The organism is Halobacteriovorax sp. (assembly GCF_041587335.1).
Taxonomy (GTDB): Bacteria; Bdellovibrionota; Bacteriovoracia; order Bacteriovoracales; family Bacteriovoracaceae; genus Halobacteriovorax.
In genome coordinates, this window is record NZ_JBFGYP010000003.1 from 1 (window position 1) to 15,990 (window position 15,990).

The following is a 15,990-nucleotide window of genomic DNA, read 5'->3' on the forward strand; positions in this document are numbered from 1 at the left end:
CCTGCGTTTTGGGTAATGGAGCTAGAGAAAGACTCTATTAAGTGTTGGCTGGCGGCCTGGGCAGATAACCCTAGTGATGCATGGGAGCTTCGTAATGATATGAGGACATCACTCCTTAAGAAGCTACAACAAGAAAAAGTAAGCTTTCACCAAAATCACTGGAAAACTAACCTAACTAAAGGTAGTTAGATCTTTGTATTCGTTTTTACCGAATTTTTTCTTTGGTAATTGCTATTCGTATTTTCCTCAGTTAGAATGAAACATATTCGTATTTAACTAACTGAGGACTCTATGCATAAGCTAAAAGATATAAATTGGAACCACCTATACTGCTTCTACGAAGTTGCTAAGGCGCAGTCACTTAAGAAGGGTGCCAAGAGTATTGGAACAGCTTCGTCTACATTAAGTGAACAGTTAAAAAAATTAGAGGAAAAGTTCAATAAGAAGTTATTTGTAAGAAGTCCAAAAGGGTTATCTTTAACAAATGATGGTGCCCAGTTATTTGATAAGACAAGAGTGATATTTGAAGAGGGAAGTAAGATACTAGAGCATTTCTCTGAAGATGTTGTTGGTGGATACCCTGTTAATGTAGGTATTGAAGAAACTATTTCTTATGATCTTGCATGTGAATTTGCTTCTCAATATTGGGATATGTATACCCCTTATGGAACTGTTAATACTATAAGACAGTCTGAGCAGGACGTACTAATTGAAAACCTAGTTCAAGGAAATATTGATTGGGGAATATCTCTTAGAAAACCAAAGCGTAAGAGTTTAGACTATCAAGAGATTGGGTCATTTGAAGTTGTATTTTGCTGCTCGGAAGATCTTTATAACAAGTTTAAAAGTAAGAAAGATATCTTAGTTAATATTCCCTTTGCAGAAAACAGCTGGGACAAGAGTTTGAATAGAACGATCTATCAATATCTTCGTAAGAAGGGGATTATCCCTAAAGAGAAGATCTTTAGTGACCATTCTGACTTTGTAAATAAACTGTGTGATCGTGGTCGTTGTGTGATGTTCATTCCTAAGAACCCGCTTGAGGAATATCCTGGACTGAAGACTTTTCAACTAGATGAGCCAATTAAAGTTTCACTATACGCTATCTGGAAGAAAAGTGATGAAGGCCTAATCTCTATTAGAAAGCTGAAAGATTTGATTCAGACTAAGCTTTCTTATGTTCCTGAGCGTTATGAAGATGTCGATTTACAGATTGAAGTGTCAGAAGTCTCTGATGACTTATTGAAGTAAGATGCTTAATGGTCGAGCTTTTTTAGTTCGACTAATTTTGCCTTTGCGAGTTTATCTAATATTTGTGAAACCTTCTCTGTAAGGTCTTTCGTATTACTTTTAGAGTTTGCTTTGATCTCTTTACATAGGTCTGTAATTGATGAGTTTCCAGAGCATAATTCCCAAATAAGTAAGATTCCAGCATTTGTTGAATAGGCCTTACCGTCGGTATTTAATAACATGAAATTTTCATCTTTATCTTTTGCTAGTTTTCCTAATTTAGTAGGGTAGAGCTTATCTATCTGTGCGAGCATTATACGTCTCCTTTTCTAGGTTTAATTAATGTTAGCACTAAGCCCAAATAGTCTCACGAAGTATGTTACTGGTTTCGTCTAAGCCGAATGGAATATTGTGTTATCAATGTCGCATGGCGCGCGATAGAAGTTTTATCGAAATTAATAGAAGTGTACTTAAATTATTATTTTTAGGATAAAATTTTGTAGAAACTTATTTAAGGGCAATTAATGAACCTATCGATTTCCAATGATTTAGAATACCTAGCTATTTTCACACTTGTACTTATTCTCCCAAAGCTTCTCTTAAGGTTTAGACTACCTTCAGGGATTACTGCTCTTTTGATTGGGATTCTTTTTACAACAATCGACCCGAGTATAAAAGACGATAGACTCTTTAGATTTCTATCTCAAATAGGTATCACTTCCTTATTCCTATTCGCAGGGCTAGAGGTAGACTTTGAAGAGCTGAAAAGCGATGGGAAATACTTATCGAAGTATATTCTAAAGTCTCTAGCAGTTATATTAATTATGGTCTTTGGACTAAGTCAGTTCTTTGAGCTTTCTTATCCAAGTGCAACGATCTTGGCACTAGGGATCTTTACTCCCTCAGCTGGCTTTATAATGAACTCTTTACACTCATTTAAAATGGGTGAAGACCAAGAGTACTGGGTAAAGTCTAAAGCAATTAGTAAGGAACTACTCTCAGTCGTTTTACTTTTTATAGCTCTTCAGGGACATGATATTAAATCTATGCTTATTTCTTTAGCGTTCTTTGCGGGTCTTTTTGCATTTCTTCCATTTATCTTTAAATTATATTTTAGATTTATTTCTCCATATGCACCAAACTCAGAGATACCTTTTCTTGTTGTCTTATCCCTAACGGCAGGAGTTGTTTCTAAAGAGCTTGGAACTTATTACTTAGTTGGAGCATTTATCGTGGGACTAATAGGTTCTAGGTTTAAACATAAGATCTTTAAAGATGATGAGAAGATGCTCTTCAGTGCCCTCGCTGGTTTCTTCAATGTTTTTCTTCCGTTCTATTTCTTTCAAGCAGGACTCAAGATTTCAGTTGGGGAAGTTACCCTAGATTCATTTACTCTTGGAGTTATCTTCATCGTGATTTTTGTTCCACTGAGAATTATTCTAACGAGTTCAAGCTTAAAATATGTGCTTAAAGAGTTTATTAATAAGCCATATCAGATCTCATTATCTCTAATGCCGACGCTTATTTTCGGACTTGTTGCTGCAGGTGCTTTGAGGGCAAAGGGAGAAGTAGAGACTAATCTGATCTATGCTTTAATTTTCTATACGCTTATATCTAGTCTACTTCCGTCGATCTTCTTTTCGCTAAAAAGAGATAAAACGACGAGTGTTGAACAATAATAGTGACTTAGGAAAAATTAATATTTTCAAATACTTAAATGCTTGTTGCTTTGGGTTATTGAGTGTGCTAATTAAGACTTAATATTTAAAGCAACAGCTAAGAGATTTATCCAGTTTTCTGTCTAACTTCTTCATAGCATGTGGCAAAGACCATTTCAGATCGGAGAATTATAATGGGTAGAAAATTGTATGTAGGAAACCTTCCTTTTTCAGCAACAGAAGACACACTTCTTGACACTTTTTCATCGTGTGGAACTGTAGATTCAGCGAAGCTAATCACAGATAGAGATACTGGAAGAAGTAAAGGTTTTGCATTTGTTGAGATGTCAACTGACGACGAAGCTCAAGAAGCAATACAAAAATTTGATGGAAATGACCTAGACGGTCGTCCATTAAGAGTAAATGAAGCGAAGCCAAAAGAGCCAAGAACTGGTGGTTTCGGTGGTGGACGTTACTAGTCCCACCCTTCATCTATAAGATTGAGCAGTACTTTTAGTACTGCTTTTTTTTTGCCAAATTTGCACAAGTAAAACTATTCCTCTACATTTATTATATGACAAAAGACCTTTTCAAATCTGAAATTAAGCAAGTTGGTGGATACTTAAAAGAAGTGGTTACTTTCTTTGACTCGTCTGGAAAGCCAATTAGCCACGTCGTAAATCCTCTGATGGTTGAACTTAGACCAAGAGATATAACACAAATCTTTGTAGGTGCTCTTCTTGTATCATCTCCTCTTTGCTTTACTGAAGAAGTATGGACATTGAGTATTAGTCTAAAGAATCAAAATGTAATGTACTTGGCAATCTCTTCGATTGTTACTGTTCTTCTCTTTGTTTATTATAACTTCTATAGAGATAAGCTTAGAGGGAACTTCATAGAGTTTGTTAAGAGAATTATTGCTATTTATACAATATCAATACTGAGTGTGATCTTAGTTCTTTTCTTAATTGATAAGTTTCCTATTATGACTACTCCCTATATCGCTATAAAGAGAGTCATTATCATTGGATTTCCATCCATTTTTGGGGCCGTGATTACCGATTCACTTAAGTAGTTTCTCATTGAAAACTTTTGTTATAAGGCAAATAAGTGCAAGTAATACTACCTGCAAAGGCGTTGTACTTAAGTTTTCAAAATAGAGTGAGAGAAGTAGCCCGCCTATAGAGGCAATTATATTGATTACTGCTAGAGCTATATTATTTGTCTTTTGATTTTTAAATGACGTGCCTAAGATTACTGCTCCAAGAGAGAGAAAGCTTAGTGTGTAAATGAGTCCAAGTCCAAAGACTCCAATTACAACTGGAATTAATAAGAAGTACTCATCTTTAATATGCTTTTTTCTTCTTTGAAAAAAACTGATTTCTAGTGAGTTCTTAGTTATTGAAGAGTTTAGGAAAAATAGCCCGACTGATATGATTAAAAATATAGATATTATAATCCAGTTCTCAAGATGAGTAGCAGTAACCATACTTCCAAAAAGACCATTACTTAAATGAGTTTCTAAGTTGGGAAAGAGAGAGATGATTAAATACTGAGATGAAGCCAGAACTAAGTAGATACAAATCATTCGAGTCGATCGCTCTTTTGCATTGACCTTAAAGAAATCAAATAGAAACTTCCCAAAAATAAAGAATACAACACTTGTTACTAGCGGAATAAGTGGGAGCTCTAGGTCTGGAAGAATGAGATTACCTAAGAGGTTTCCAATAATTGCAAACTGACAAAGAGTGAAAAGCTCAAGGAATTTATTTCTCCAGATAAAGTGCTTTCCAATTACTGAAAGGACTCCTCCAGATACTGTCGAAGTGATAAAGCTGAGTTTATAAAATAGAATCATCTCTAACATAGTATAAACTCTCTTTTATTTAACTGGACTTCTAGATGAGAGACAATGATAACAGAAATCGAAGAGTCATCACTCATTAGCTTCTTAATTAAGTCTTCAATTAACACGCGAGCATTCTGGTCTAAGTGGTTTAAAGGCTCATCAAGGATAAGAACTTTAGTAAATTCAGTTATTCTCGATAAAATTAAAGTTAACTGTTTCTCTCCACCAGAGGCATTTATCCAAAGCCTTTCTCTTAAGTTATCACGCAAGTATGACTTGATAGATTCTGGTACTTCATAGATTTTTAGAATTTCCTCAAGAGTGAAGTTAAAATTATTAACATTCTCCCCACCCTGAGGAAGGTATGATATTTCTCGACCTTTTAATTTCCAATTAATCTGTCCACTTAATGGAGAAATCTCATTTATTAAGGTTTTTAAAACGGTACTCTTTCCGGTACCATTAGCACCTTTTATTTGTAAGATCTCGCCTTTACTCAGCTCAAGGTCTATAGGCATTCCAATAGGAGAGTTGTAGCCTACTTGTAAATTTTTTGCCGAGAGGTAAATCACTTAAGTTCCACTAGTTGATTAATGAGATTATTCTGCAGATTCTTATAAGCATCTTTTGACTGATAATCTTCTAAGCTAAGTGGTGAGTAGATTACCTTTACTCCTGTTGCCTCTACTAACTTTCCAAGAATTTTCTTAGGAGCATTCTGAGTTGCAAGTATTGCACTTATCTTATTCTCTTTAATCATATTTATGACATTTACAATTCTTGCTGCCGACGGAGGAACTCCTGAAATGTCTTCGACACTTCCAGTGTTGTTTAATTTGTAGTCAGATAAAAAGTAAGTAAACTCTTTATGGTACTCCATAAACTTGAGATTTTTTATTTGAGATAATTTTAAAAGGTTCTCCTGCTTTAAGTTAATTAAGTTACGACTTAAAGAATTAAAGTTAGACTCATAAATATCTTTATTTTTAATATCATTATCAACTAATGCTCTAAGTATCTCTTTAGAGGCCATTACGAGGTAACTAGGAGCTAGATGGTAATGTGGGTTACCAGCAGAGTGAACATCTCCGTGAGATCTATCTAAGGCAGTCTCTAGCTTGCCTAGAACCTCTACGTTCTTACTCGCATCACAATATCCTTTAGATCCTGGCTGAACTTTTCTATTTCCCGATCTCTTTAAGACTTTCGTAGACCAAGCACTTTCTAGCTCAAGGCCTATAACACAAAAGATGTCGGCCGAAGCCGTTTTGTGGATAAAGCTTGGTAGTGCTTCAACATAGTGAGGATCTTCTGGTCCATTTAGAAGAGACTTAACATTGACATGCTCTCCTCCAAGTTGGTTGGCAACCCAAGCAATGTCAGTTGTTGTTGTTATAAGATTAACTCTTGCAAGTGTTGAACTTGCAAGAAGGAATATAAATAGTACTTTTAGTTTAGAATACATGTGCTGGATGACTCCCTAAAATAAATACAAGTTGCAGGATAGCTTTTGTATCTTTATTTACAGTGTTTCCAAAGCTTCTTGTGAACCCATGAGAGATACTCGCTCTTAGCTTTGAGAACTCACTAGAGTTAAAAGTATATTGTCCTGTGATTGCATAGTCTACTTGCTCAGTAGTACTTGTTAGATTCTTTAAGAAGTCTAATCTATACCCAAGAGCAGAGGCATCTAGGATTGAATATTCATTAAATACATAAGCTCCAAGCTCTTCTGTTTTAACACCTTCTTCTTCAGAGTCTCTATACCAAACTTCAGACTGAAGAATGAATTCATTTCTCTTACCAACTCTATTCTTTAATAGATAATCAAGCCCAAGTAGTGTTTGCTCTTCACCATGTGCATTCTTCTTTCTAAGAATGTTAAATCCTGTCTCCATTCCCTTAGTCGTACTAAATTCTTTGAAATGAGAAAGTCTTAAGTAGTGAGTAGGGTACTTTGCTTTCTCATTTTCTTCATCGTGTCCTTCTTCTTCCTCTTCATGATCGTGCTCATGACTGAAGTCATCTCCAATTGTCACACCAAGAGTTAGGTTTAGAATTGTTTCAGTTGGAAGTAAGTAATTGTACTCAGCACCTGAGTCAAAAGCCGCTTCTTCTGCAAAGAAGCTATTATTTACGAGTGGAGTGTTAGTGAAGTGCCAATCGTGTCTATGGAAACGATTAATTCTTCCTACTCCTAAGAAGAACTTTCCAACCTTAATAGTAGATCTTGGAATAAAAGTTGTGTTTTCAACATATAGCTCATGAAGCTCAAAGTTATTCTCTCCCTCATGATTGTGAGAGGCGAGACTTATAACCCCATTGAAGTTGTGATCAATTGCAGAGTAAAGAGTGAGCTCTGCTGATCTCATCTCAAAGTTCTCTTTGGCTGAGCTAGACTGGTTAAGGCCCTGCTCGTAAGTCATATCTGCAGCACCTGAGATATTGATTCCACCATTGTCAGCTGCGAAGCTTGATGTAGTTAGCAGGATTAATGTAATAAGTTTTAACATATGTTTTCTCCATTATAGTGATCATAATAGAGATAGTATAAATGCAACTCAATTGCAATATTTAATACGCTTAAGTTACATTTATCAATAAAATTTGAAGGGTTTATTAATCTAAGTGATAGATTTCCATGATCCCTTTGAGAATTTCTTCAAAATTAATCTTTAAGTCAATCAGCTCACCAGTCGACATATCAAAAACCCAACCATGTACTTTAATATCTCTAGATTTTGATGCTTGTTGCACACAGGCCGTCTTAATAAGATTTATACATTGCTCTTGAACATTTAGCTCAACAAGCTTCTTATATCTTTCTTCTTCAGAGTCAATTTTATCTAATGTGCTCTTGTGAATTCTATAGACGTCTCTTATATTCCTAAGCCACGGATTTAGAATTCCAAGATCCTTACTTTCCATTGCCGCTTTTATTCCACCACAACCGTAGTGACCGCAAACCACAACATGCTTTACTTCAAGTTGATTAACAGCGTAGTTAAGTACCGTCTGGACATTTAGGTCAATATTACTAACCATATTTGCAACATTTCTATGTACAAATGCTTCACCTGGACTCACTCCCATTAATTCTTCAGCTGTTACTCTACTATCTGAACAACCAATATAGAGAATTTCAGGTCTTTGATCTTTAGAAAGATTCTTAAAGAAATCTTTGTCCATAGATAGCTTATCTTTAATCCACAATTCATTATTTTTAAAAATTTGTTTAATATCCATCTTTTTTAAACCTATGTTGCTAAATTGATATTTGAGACTACACCAAGTTATCTAATAAAAAAACTATAGAATGAGCTGTAACTATTTGAATTTTAGCGAAAGGTCGTCTCTTTAAAGAAAACTCGATATGAATAATCTTCAAAAATTATGCAGAAGATTCTACTTTTTGATAGACCATAGAGATGAAATACCTATGTAATACTATTCTCATTTTATCACTTTTTATAAGCAGCGTAAGCGCAAGAAAGTTGAGTGATTTAGAAAAGAGTAGAGTCAATAGAATCATAAGTCATCTAAGAGCAACAACTCATTCAGTGCTATCAAATAAGAGAGTAAGAATCTCTATTCACTCTATTAATAATCCTAAGTACTTCTTTGAATCAAACTTCACTGTCGGGCGTTTCTTATTTGGAATAAATAAGTACAGAATTGGTGTAAACCCAATTGTCTTTGATCACAATATTACGGATGAGGCCTTAAATGGAGTTCTGGCCCATGAGTTAGTTCACACTGAAGATTATTACCAGGGAACAACGCTAAGAACTATCATTCCTATTGGGTTTAAAGTTTTAAATTCAAAATCAAGACGTAAGTATGAAAGGCAAACAGATTTGAAACTTGTGAAAAAGGGACATGGACTAAGTATGAAGTCCTATCGTCTATGGCAATATAAGTTATTAGATAAAGAAGATATAGCTGTAAAGAAGGCAGAGTACCTCGGGCCTAAAGAGTTTGATTTCTTAGAAGAGGTACGCTTTTTATACCCTGACTTAATAGATAAATGGATTAAGAATCCTCCAAAGAACTTTGAAGGATTCAAGACTGATTTAAATAAATATATTAATTCTTAAATACTTCATCGAAGAAGTTATCCATCATTATAAATGATCTCTTCGTTACAAGAGGGTGATACTTTGATGCTCCCTCTCTATTTGCTGTAGGATTTGTGAATGAATGAACTGCACCACTAAAGCTTACAAGTTGCCAGTCTACATTTGCATTATTCATCTCTTTCTCGAAAGACTCTAGTTCTTTCTTTGGCACTACTGGGTCTATCGCACCATGAAGAACTAAGATCTTCCCTTTAATATTTTTAGCATCTTCTAAGTTAGGGGTAAGTAGGTTTCCATGAAAAGTTACTACTGCTTTTAAATCCTTTCCTGATCTTGCTGATTCAAGTACTGCGCTTCCACCAAAGCAGAAACCAATAGCAGCAATTTTATTGTCATCACCATTTAGTTTCTTTCCTTCTTCTTTTAAAATATCAACTGACTTATTCATGACTCTTCTAAGTTTAGGAATATTTGACTTCATTGCACTAGAAGCTTTCTTGGCCTCATTATTATTTTTTGGACGAACATCTTCACCATACATATCGGCCATCATGACAATATACTTATCTCCAGCAACCAATTTCGCTTTTTTTAAAGATTCTTCTGTCATGCCCTTCCAATTAGGAACCATAACAATTAAAGGAGCGCTCTTTTGAACTTTATCTGAGTAGACAATAGTACTCTTATAAAAAGTTTCACCAACTTTATATCTTACATCTTTTGATAGAATTTTTGCATTGATACTTCCTGCAAATAAAAATGCAGATAGTGCTAAGAACTTAATCATATGAGCCTCTTTGTTGTTATGCTAGTTGTAAAAATCTTCTTCTTAAAAAGTAGTTAAATGCTAGCATTACAGTTGCCGCAAGAGAAGCGCCAAGCACCCATAGTAAAGTAAGGTCTAAGTAGAGCTTTGCGCCAAATATAAGAAATACGACTAAAGAAAGTCCTGAAATGGCCAAAGTGTAGAGACCTTTAGAATTCTTTATAACTCTCAGTTCTTCTAAGTCTAATATATATGAAGCGACTATTGCACCTGATCCAAGAAATATTGCCCCACAAATCATCATGCAGATATGCTCCCCAAAATTATGATGAAAGTAGTGAAAGAGCTCATGATTATTAGTTAAACTCATTTTAAACTGTGGGCAAAAGAACATCGTAATTAGGCCCGTAAATAACTGCAGGGAGAGAAGCTTTATAAAGACAAGTTGCTTACTAGGGTTTAAGTCAGCTTTAACTCTATCTATAATAGAGTGACTTATATTTCTAGGTGCAACTTCTTTAGAGCTAATGAAGTCGTTATAGTCATCTTTGAATTTATTCTTTTTAGTCATTACCTTCTCCAGAGAGAGTGCCTTTGATTTTTTTGATAGCTCTTGAAAAAATCTTTCGTGCATTACTTTGTGAGATATTTAATGCATTGGAGATCTCTTCATAATCGTTATCAGATATAAACTTTAAGCTTAGAAGTTCCTTCTCTTTATCTGAGAGGTTTTTATAGTTATCTAAGTCTAAATCACTATCTATTTCTTCTTTCGCTTCACCCTGGTCAATATACTCAATATGGACGACTTTCTTCTTCTTACAAAAGTCTAATAATTCTGACCTCGCCACAGTATAGAGCCATTGAATAAAGAGAAACTTTGGATTGAAGTGGTGTCTAGACTTATGAACCTTTAAGAAAGTGTTTTGAAACACTTCTTCCACTTGATCTTGATCTGGAAGTCTCTTTCTTAAGTAAGCGTAAACTTTAGACTCATGTCTTAAATACAGCACCTCAAAAGCCTGATGGTCCCCATCTTGATATTTAATCATTAATTGCTCATCATTCATCTTTTGAGCATTTCCTGCTAGGATCATTCCTCTTAAACCTTATTACGACTCTGAATAATTATTTGTGACACTTTGTTCAACTTATTAAAAAATAGGGTATATTATTAAAGAAATTAGAGATATGTCACAAATTCTAAGTCATAATCGTAGATATACAAGTAAATTAGGTCTGTTTTATTGAGATAGGCATTTTCGCTTAAGGAGTTTTATATGCGAGTACTCATTTTATTATTCTCACTATTAATTGCAGGTTCTTCTTTTTCTAAAGAAGCTGTTGATGAAAAATCTAAAGCAGAGATGCTTCTTGTATTAGAGGCCAATGAAGCACTTCACGCCTCATTCTTTAAATATAACCCTAAAGAAGTTGAGGCCAACGCTGTTAAGACAAGTGAGGCCATCTCTAAACTTTCAAATAAAGAAATTAAGAAGCTTCTTGAAAACTCTTCTAAAATGCTTAAGTCAATTAAAGGTGACGCGGATAGAGAGGCCAATAATGTAAGCTATCACCAGGCCTCAATGGCACTTATTTATGTGATAAATAAGTATGACCTAGGTGAGAAGTACAGTGGATATAGATGCCCGATGGTTAAGAAGAAGTGGGTTCAAAATACTGAAAAAATGTCCAGAGTTCATAACCCATATGCTCCGGGGATGCCTCACTGCGGTGGAAAACTAAAATAGTTTCTATATATGACTCATGTCATAAAGCAGAAATCCTGGTCGCCGCTTAGTGTTGTTCTACTCTTTTAAAAGGGTTCAACTTTACCAAGAGGCGGCTTTAAGCTATTCTAGCTCTCGTAAAATAAGACCATTTTTTAGGAGATCTAATGTCAAACAAAACATCAAAGATTATTTATACAAAAACTGATGAAGCTCCAGCTCTAGCGACTGAATCACTTCTTCCTATCGTAAAAGCATTTACGGCTACAGCTGGTATTGAAGTTGAAACTAGAGATATTTCTCTTGCGGGTAGAGTTCTTGCAAACTTTCCAGAAAACTTAAAAGATGACCAAAAGATCTCTGATGCTCTAACTGAGCTTGGTGAACTTGCTAAAACACCAGAAGCAAATATTGTAAAACTTCCAAATATCTCAGCTTCTATTCCTCAATTAAAGGCATGTATTGCTGAGCTTCAGTCTCAAGGTTTCGATATTCCAAGTTACCCTGAGAGTGCAGACTCTCAAGCCGATAAGGATACTATTCTTAAATATGCAAAAGTTCTTGGCTCAGCAGTGAACCCTGTTCTCAGAGAAGGAAACTCTGATAGAAGAGTTGCTGGACCAGTTAAAGAGTATGCTCAAAATAATCCTCATAGAATGGGAGCTTGGTCAAAAGATTCAAAGTCTCATGTTTCTAATATGTCTGAAAAAGACTTCTTTGGTTCTGAGAAGTCTCACACTCTTGATTCAGCAACAGATGTTAAGATTCAATTTGTATCATTAAATGATGAAGTAACAGTACTAAAAGAAAAGACAGCTCTTCTAGCTGGTGAAGTTATTGATTGTTCAGTAATGAATAAGAATGCTCTTAGATCTTTTCTAGCTGAGCAAGTAAAAGACGCTAAAGAAAAAGGCGTTTTATTTTCAGTACACTTAAAAGCAACAATGATGAAAGTATCAGATCCAATTATTTTTGGACATGTTGTAAGTGTTTTCTTTAATGATGTTTTCACAAAGTATGAAACAGAATTTAAATCAATTGGAGTTAATCCAAACCTAGGTCTTGGTGATCTATATAATAAACTTGGAAACCTTCCTGCAGATAAGAAAGCTGAGATTGAAGTTGCTCTTAAGACTGCACTAGATAATGGTCCAAGAATGGCAATGGTTGATTCTGATAAAGGGATCACAAACCTTCACGTCTCTAGTGATGTAATTATTGATGCTTCTATGCCTGCTGCGATTAGAACTTCAGGACAAATGTGGGGACCAGACGGTAAGGCCGCAGACACTAAGTTTGTTATTCCTGATCGCTGTTATGCTGGAATCTATGCTGAAACAGTTAACTTCTGTAGAGAGAATGGAGCATTTGATCCAAAGACAATGGGGAATGTTTCTAACGTAGGTCTTATGGCCAAGAAAGCTGAAGAGTATGGATCACACGATAAGACTTTTGAAATTGTTGGTAATGGAAAAGTTCAGGTTGTTGATGCTGCTGGAAATACATTAATGGAACAAGAAGTTGAAGCTGGTGATATTTTTAGAATGTGCCAGACAAAAGATGTTGCAGTTAAAGACTGGGTTAAGCTTGGTGTTAATAGAGCTAAAGCAACTGGGCAGCCAGCAGTATTCTGGCTTGATGAGAAAAGAGCTCACGATGCTAGTCTAATTAAGAAAGTTAATACTTACTTAAAAGATCACGATACTACTGGACTTGAAATTAAGATTTTATCTCCAGAAGATGCAATTAAGTTTACTCTTGATAGAGTTAAAAAAGGTGAAGATACAATCTCTGTAACTGGAAATGTTTTAAGAGATTATTTAACTGACCTTTTCCCAATTCTTGAATTAGGGACAAGTGCTAAAATGCTTTCAATTGTTCCTCTACTTGCTGGTGGAGGATTATTTGAAACAGGTGCAGGTGGATCAGCTCCAAAGCACGTTCAACAATTTGTAGAAGAAAATCATCTACGTTGGGATTCTTTAGGTGAGTTCTTAGCTCTTGGTGTTTCAATTGAAGATCTTGCAGAGAAAAACAAGAATGAAAAAGCAAAAGTATTAGCAACAGCACTTGATGCAGCTAATAGTAAATTTCTTAGAAACGATAAGTCTCCTTCAAGAAAAGTTGGTGAATTAGACAATAGAGGAAGTCATTTCTACCTTGCTATGTACTGGGCAGAAGCTCTTGCAAACCAAGATGAAAATGAAGAGCTAAAGAAGCACTTTACTCCTATTTCAGCTAAGTTTACTGAGCATGAAGCAGTTATTGTTAAAGAATTAAACGATGCTCAAGGTGTGAAAATTGATATGGGTGGTTACTACCATGCTGACGCAACTAAAGTTGCTATGGCAATGAGACCAAGTGAGACATTGAATACAATTCTTTCTTCAATTTAATTTAAATAAATAAACTAAAGGGCCTTTTGCTAGATAACTAGTAGAAGGCCTTTTTTCGTAGAGGGATATATGATTAAAATTTCTGATAACTTTGATAGTGGTAATATTAGAGTCGTTGACTGCTCTAACGCTGAAGATATTCGACTTGAAATTAAGCATGATAATGAATCTGAATTTTTTCAGTGGTTTCACTTTAGAGTTCAAGCTCCAAAAGATACTAAGTTAAAGCTTCAAATTACAAATGCTGGAAAAAGTGCTTATACCCCTGGTTGGGAAGGTTATAAGGCCTGTGCAAGCTATGACCGTGAAGATTGGTTTAGAGTTGATGAGACAAGCTTTGATGGTGAAGTTTTAACTATTGATTTTCAAAATGATTTTAATACAGTGTATTTTGCTTACTTTGCACCTTACTCTCACGAGAGACATTTAGATCTTCTATCACTATCACAATTAGATTCTAGGTGTGAGTTAGAGTCATTAGGTGAAACTCTTGATGGAAGAGATATTAGTTTATTAAAGATAGGAAATGGGCCAAAGAAAGTTTGGATGACTGCAAGACAGCACCCTGGTGAATCAATGGCAGAGTGGTTTGTTGAAGGATTCCTAGAGAGATTATTTGATAGTGCTGATAGTCTTTCGACAAAACTTTTAGAAAAAGCAACATTCTATGTTGTTCCCAATATGAATCCTGATGGATCTTCTAGAGGTCATCTTAGAACAAATGCAGCGGGAGTTAATCTAAATAGAGAATGGCAAACTCCAAGCGTTGAAAAATCACCAGAAGTTTTCTTTGTAAGAGCTAAGATGGACGAAGTTGGCGTTGATATGTTCTTAGATATTCACGGTGATGAAAACTTACCCTATAACTTTGTTGCTGGGAGTGAAGGTAACCTTTCTTATACTAAAGAAATAGAAGAGCTTGAAAATACTTTTAAAGATGCTTACTTAAATGCGTGTCCTGACTTTCAAACAAAATTTGGATATGACATTGATGCTAAAGGTGAGGGGAATATGACTGTTGCCACAAATGCAATTGGAGATAGGTTCAACTGCTTGGCCTATACTTTAGAGATGCCTTTTAAAGACAATGCTGACCTTCCTTGCTCAATCTATGGTTGGTCTCCAAGGAGATCTCAAAACCTTGGTCGAGATATCTTAAATCCAATTTATGCAGTCTTAAATAGCCTTTAAGTAGCTGAATATATAGACACTTTATCACCTTTGCTAAAGTGTCTAAATTTCTATAACGACCTATAATCTTTACAAGTCGCGCCTTATTCATAGGGACAGTGTCTATACTGCTCCTATGAAATATTTTTTAATTTATCTAAGTTTTATTACAAGTTCTCTCGCTTCACTAACTGCTGCTGATTGTGGCGATGATCAGTTTTCTCTTTCTAAGGCCTATGTCACTAAAGAGAACGCTATTAGTTGCCAAAAGATACATTACTTTCAATCTACAGTTGAAGATATCTCTGAGCTTTTTAATGATGCTCCACCAGTTAGACTACTTATTTCTCCTAAGTCATCAAATGCTTCATTTGATTACGGAGAGACTGTCTATATACCACTTCAAATGACCTTTCCTGGAAAGTATGGAAGTGTGAATTATGGGGATCCTACTCAAACAGAGTATATTCTAGCTCACGAGTATGGACACGCTGTCTTCACAAAGCTTTTAAGTCGAAATAATTTTTATAAAGATATCTACGCTGTAGATAAAGAATTTTCACAATTAGAATTTGAGAGCAAGTTTAAGTCAGACCTTGACGAAGAAACTCTTCAAAGAATTAACGAGCTCAGAGATAAGAAGAATGATTATAATAAAGTACGTAAACTCTTAACTGATTATAGTGAGTTCTTTGCAGATGTTATCGCGGTTTATTACTCAAATAATAAAGAAACAATGCTTAACGCACTCTACTTTGATGCAATGTCTGATCAGTCATATAACTTAGTCCTTGCTAGAAGTTTTTCTGAGAGAAGAGTTGATATAAGCGATAGAATTTATACTGAAGAGCATGCCTCTTTGGTTCTTGCTCGACACTTTGTTGGAGCTAACCTCTGGCCTAAGACAAAAGAGCAGAAAGTAGATTATTTACAATCTATTTTCAATGTAATTGAAGAAGAAATTCTTGAGAGATTAGAGCGAAAAGAATACAGATTAAGCGCAAAGAAGATGAACAATTCTCTTATTAAAAGACTTAAGTCAATTATGAGCTTATAAAAAAATAAGAGTATGCTAGTATAAATAAAAAAATAAACAGTTCTAAAGGAATATA

The 15,990-nt window shown here is 35.0% G+C and carries 18 protein-coding genes and 1 pseudogene; 10 read left to right on the top strand and 9 right to left on the bottom strand.

Going from position 1 to position 15,990, the window contains the following annotated elements:
* Nucleotides 1-189: pseudogene (locus ABX784_RS00895) on the top strand (mechanosensitive ion channel family protein); the annotation flags it as partial.
* 102 nt (nucleotides 190-291) lie between these two features.
* On the top strand, nucleotides 292-1,251 hold the full coding sequence (locus ABX784_RS00900) for a LysR family transcriptional regulator (RefSeq protein ID WP_372651484.1): 960 nt from the start codon (nucleotides 292-294) through the stop codon (nucleotides 1,249-1,251).
* A gap of 5 nt (nucleotides 1,252-1,256) precedes the next feature.
* Here ABX784_RS00900 and ABX784_RS00905 read toward each other — a convergent pair whose 3' ends face one another.
* A complete protein-coding gene (locus ABX784_RS00905) occupies nucleotides 1,257-1,544 on the bottom strand; it encodes a PqqD family protein (protein ID WP_372651486.1) in 288 nt (95 codons plus the stop codon).
* Between the two features lie 210 nt (nucleotides 1,545-1,754).
* Between ABX784_RS00905 and ABX784_RS00910 the strand changes: the two genes are divergently transcribed.
* The 3 genes from ABX784_RS00910 to ABX784_RS00920 all read left to right on the top strand — a co-directional run bounded on the left by ABX784_RS00910 (nucleotide 1,755) and on the right by ABX784_RS00920 (nucleotide 3,963).
* Nucleotides 1,755-2,909: a cation:proton antiporter gene (locus ABX784_RS00910; protein ID WP_372651488.1), complete on the top strand. Its 1,155-nt coding sequence runs from the start codon at nucleotides 1,755-1,757 to the stop codon at nucleotides 2,907-2,909.
* A gap of 173 nt (nucleotides 2,910-3,082) precedes the next feature.
* The gene (locus tag ABX784_RS00915) at nucleotides 3,083-3,367 is read left to right on the top strand and encodes an RNA recognition motif domain-containing protein (RefSeq protein ID WP_372651490.1); all 285 of its coding nucleotides are present in this window, start codon (nucleotides 3,083-3,085) and stop codon (nucleotides 3,365-3,367) included.
* Between the two features lie 95 nt (nucleotides 3,368-3,462).
* A complete protein-coding gene (locus ABX784_RS00920) occupies nucleotides 3,463-3,963 on the top strand; it encodes a DUF2391 family protein (protein WP_372651493.1) in 501 nt (166 codons plus the stop codon).
* Here the strand turns inward: ABX784_RS00920 and ABX784_RS00925 are convergent.
* From ABX784_RS00925 to ABX784_RS00945, 5 genes are all read right to left on the bottom strand, one after another.
* Nucleotides 3,952-4,755: a metal ABC transporter permease gene (locus tag ABX784_RS00925; RefSeq protein WP_372651495.1), complete on the bottom strand. Its 804-nt coding sequence runs from the start codon at nucleotides 4,753-4,755 to the stop codon at nucleotides 3,952-3,954. The genes ABX784_RS00920 and ABX784_RS00925 overlap by 12 nt on opposite strands.
* Complete coding sequence (locus tag ABX784_RS00930) at nucleotides 4,749-5,309, bottom strand: ATP-binding cassette domain-containing protein (protein ID WP_372651497.1); 561 nt, start codon at nucleotides 5,307-5,309, stop codon at nucleotides 4,749-4,751. The genes ABX784_RS00925 and ABX784_RS00930 overlap by 7 nt, the downstream gene beginning before the upstream one ends.
* The gene (locus tag ABX784_RS00935; protein ID WP_372651499.1) at nucleotides 5,306-6,202 is read right to left on the bottom strand and encodes a metal ABC transporter substrate-binding protein; all 897 of its coding nucleotides are present in this window, start codon (nucleotides 6,200-6,202) and stop codon (nucleotides 5,306-5,308) included. The genes ABX784_RS00930 and ABX784_RS00935 overlap by 4 nt, the downstream gene beginning before the upstream one ends.
* Nucleotides 6,192-7,250, bottom strand: a complete 1,059-nt coding sequence (locus ABX784_RS00940; protein ID WP_372651501.1) for a hypothetical protein — start codon at nucleotides 7,248-7,250, stop codon at nucleotides 6,192-6,194. Before ABX784_RS00940 ends, ABX784_RS00935 begins: the two co-directional genes overlap by 11 nt.
* 106 nt (nucleotides 7,251-7,356) lie before the next feature.
* The gene (locus ABX784_RS00945) at nucleotides 7,357-7,983 is read right to left on the bottom strand and encodes a carbonic anhydrase (RefSeq protein ID WP_372651503.1); all 627 of its coding nucleotides are present in this window, start codon (nucleotides 7,981-7,983) and stop codon (nucleotides 7,357-7,359) included.
* Nucleotides 7,984-8,165: 182 nt separating this feature from the next.
* On the opposite strand from ABX784_RS00945, the gene ABX784_RS00950 reads away from it, so the two are divergent.
* Nucleotides 8,166-8,834 (top strand): hypothetical protein, encoded by a 669-nt coding sequence (locus ABX784_RS00950; RefSeq protein ID WP_372651507.1) that lies wholly within the window; start codon nucleotides 8,166-8,168, stop codon nucleotides 8,832-8,834.
* Here the strand turns inward: ABX784_RS00950 and ABX784_RS00955 are convergent.
* The 3 genes from ABX784_RS00955 to ABX784_RS00965 are packed head-to-tail and all read right to left on the bottom strand — an operon-like array spanning nucleotide 8,824 to nucleotide 10,679.
* Complete coding sequence (locus ABX784_RS00955) at nucleotides 8,824-9,603, bottom strand: dienelactone hydrolase family protein (RefSeq protein ID WP_372651509.1); 780 nt, start codon at nucleotides 9,601-9,603, stop codon at nucleotides 8,824-8,826. The genes ABX784_RS00950 and ABX784_RS00955 overlap by 11 nt on opposite strands.
* A gap of 16 nt (nucleotides 9,604-9,619) precedes the next feature.
* Complete coding sequence (locus tag ABX784_RS00960; RefSeq protein ID WP_372651511.1) at nucleotides 9,620-10,153, bottom strand: hypothetical protein; 534 nt, start codon at nucleotides 10,151-10,153, stop codon at nucleotides 9,620-9,622.
* A complete protein-coding gene (locus ABX784_RS00965) occupies nucleotides 10,146-10,679 on the bottom strand; it encodes an RNA polymerase sigma factor (protein ID WP_372651513.1) in 534 nt (177 codons plus the stop codon). The genes ABX784_RS00960 and ABX784_RS00965 overlap by 8 nt, the downstream gene beginning before the upstream one ends.
* Before the next feature lie 183 nt (nucleotides 10,680-10,862).
* On the opposite strand from ABX784_RS00965, the gene ABX784_RS00970 reads away from it, so the two are divergent.
* The 4 genes from ABX784_RS00970 (at nucleotide 10,863) to ABX784_RS00985 (ending at nucleotide 15,935) form a co-directional block, all read left to right on the top strand.
* Complete coding sequence (locus ABX784_RS00970) at nucleotides 10,863-11,333, top strand: hypothetical protein (protein WP_372651515.1); 471 nt, start codon at nucleotides 10,863-10,865, stop codon at nucleotides 11,331-11,333.
* 146 nt (nucleotides 11,334-11,479) lie between these two features.
* Nucleotides 11,480-13,708, top strand: a complete 2,229-nt coding sequence (locus ABX784_RS00975; protein ID WP_372651517.1) for an NADP-dependent isocitrate dehydrogenase — start codon at nucleotides 11,480-11,482, stop codon at nucleotides 13,706-13,708.
* Nucleotides 13,709-13,780: 72 nt separating this feature from the next.
* Nucleotides 13,781-14,899, top strand: coding sequence for a M14-type cytosolic carboxypeptidase (locus ABX784_RS00980; RefSeq protein ID WP_372651628.1), 1,119 nt, complete (start codon nucleotides 13,781-13,783; stop codon nucleotides 14,897-14,899).
* Nucleotides 14,900-15,014: 115 nt separating this feature from the next.
* Nucleotides 15,015-15,935, top strand: a complete 921-nt coding sequence (locus ABX784_RS00985; RefSeq protein WP_372651520.1) for a hypothetical protein — start codon at nucleotides 15,015-15,017, stop codon at nucleotides 15,933-15,935.
* Nucleotides 15,936-15,990 lie beyond the last annotated feature (55 nt).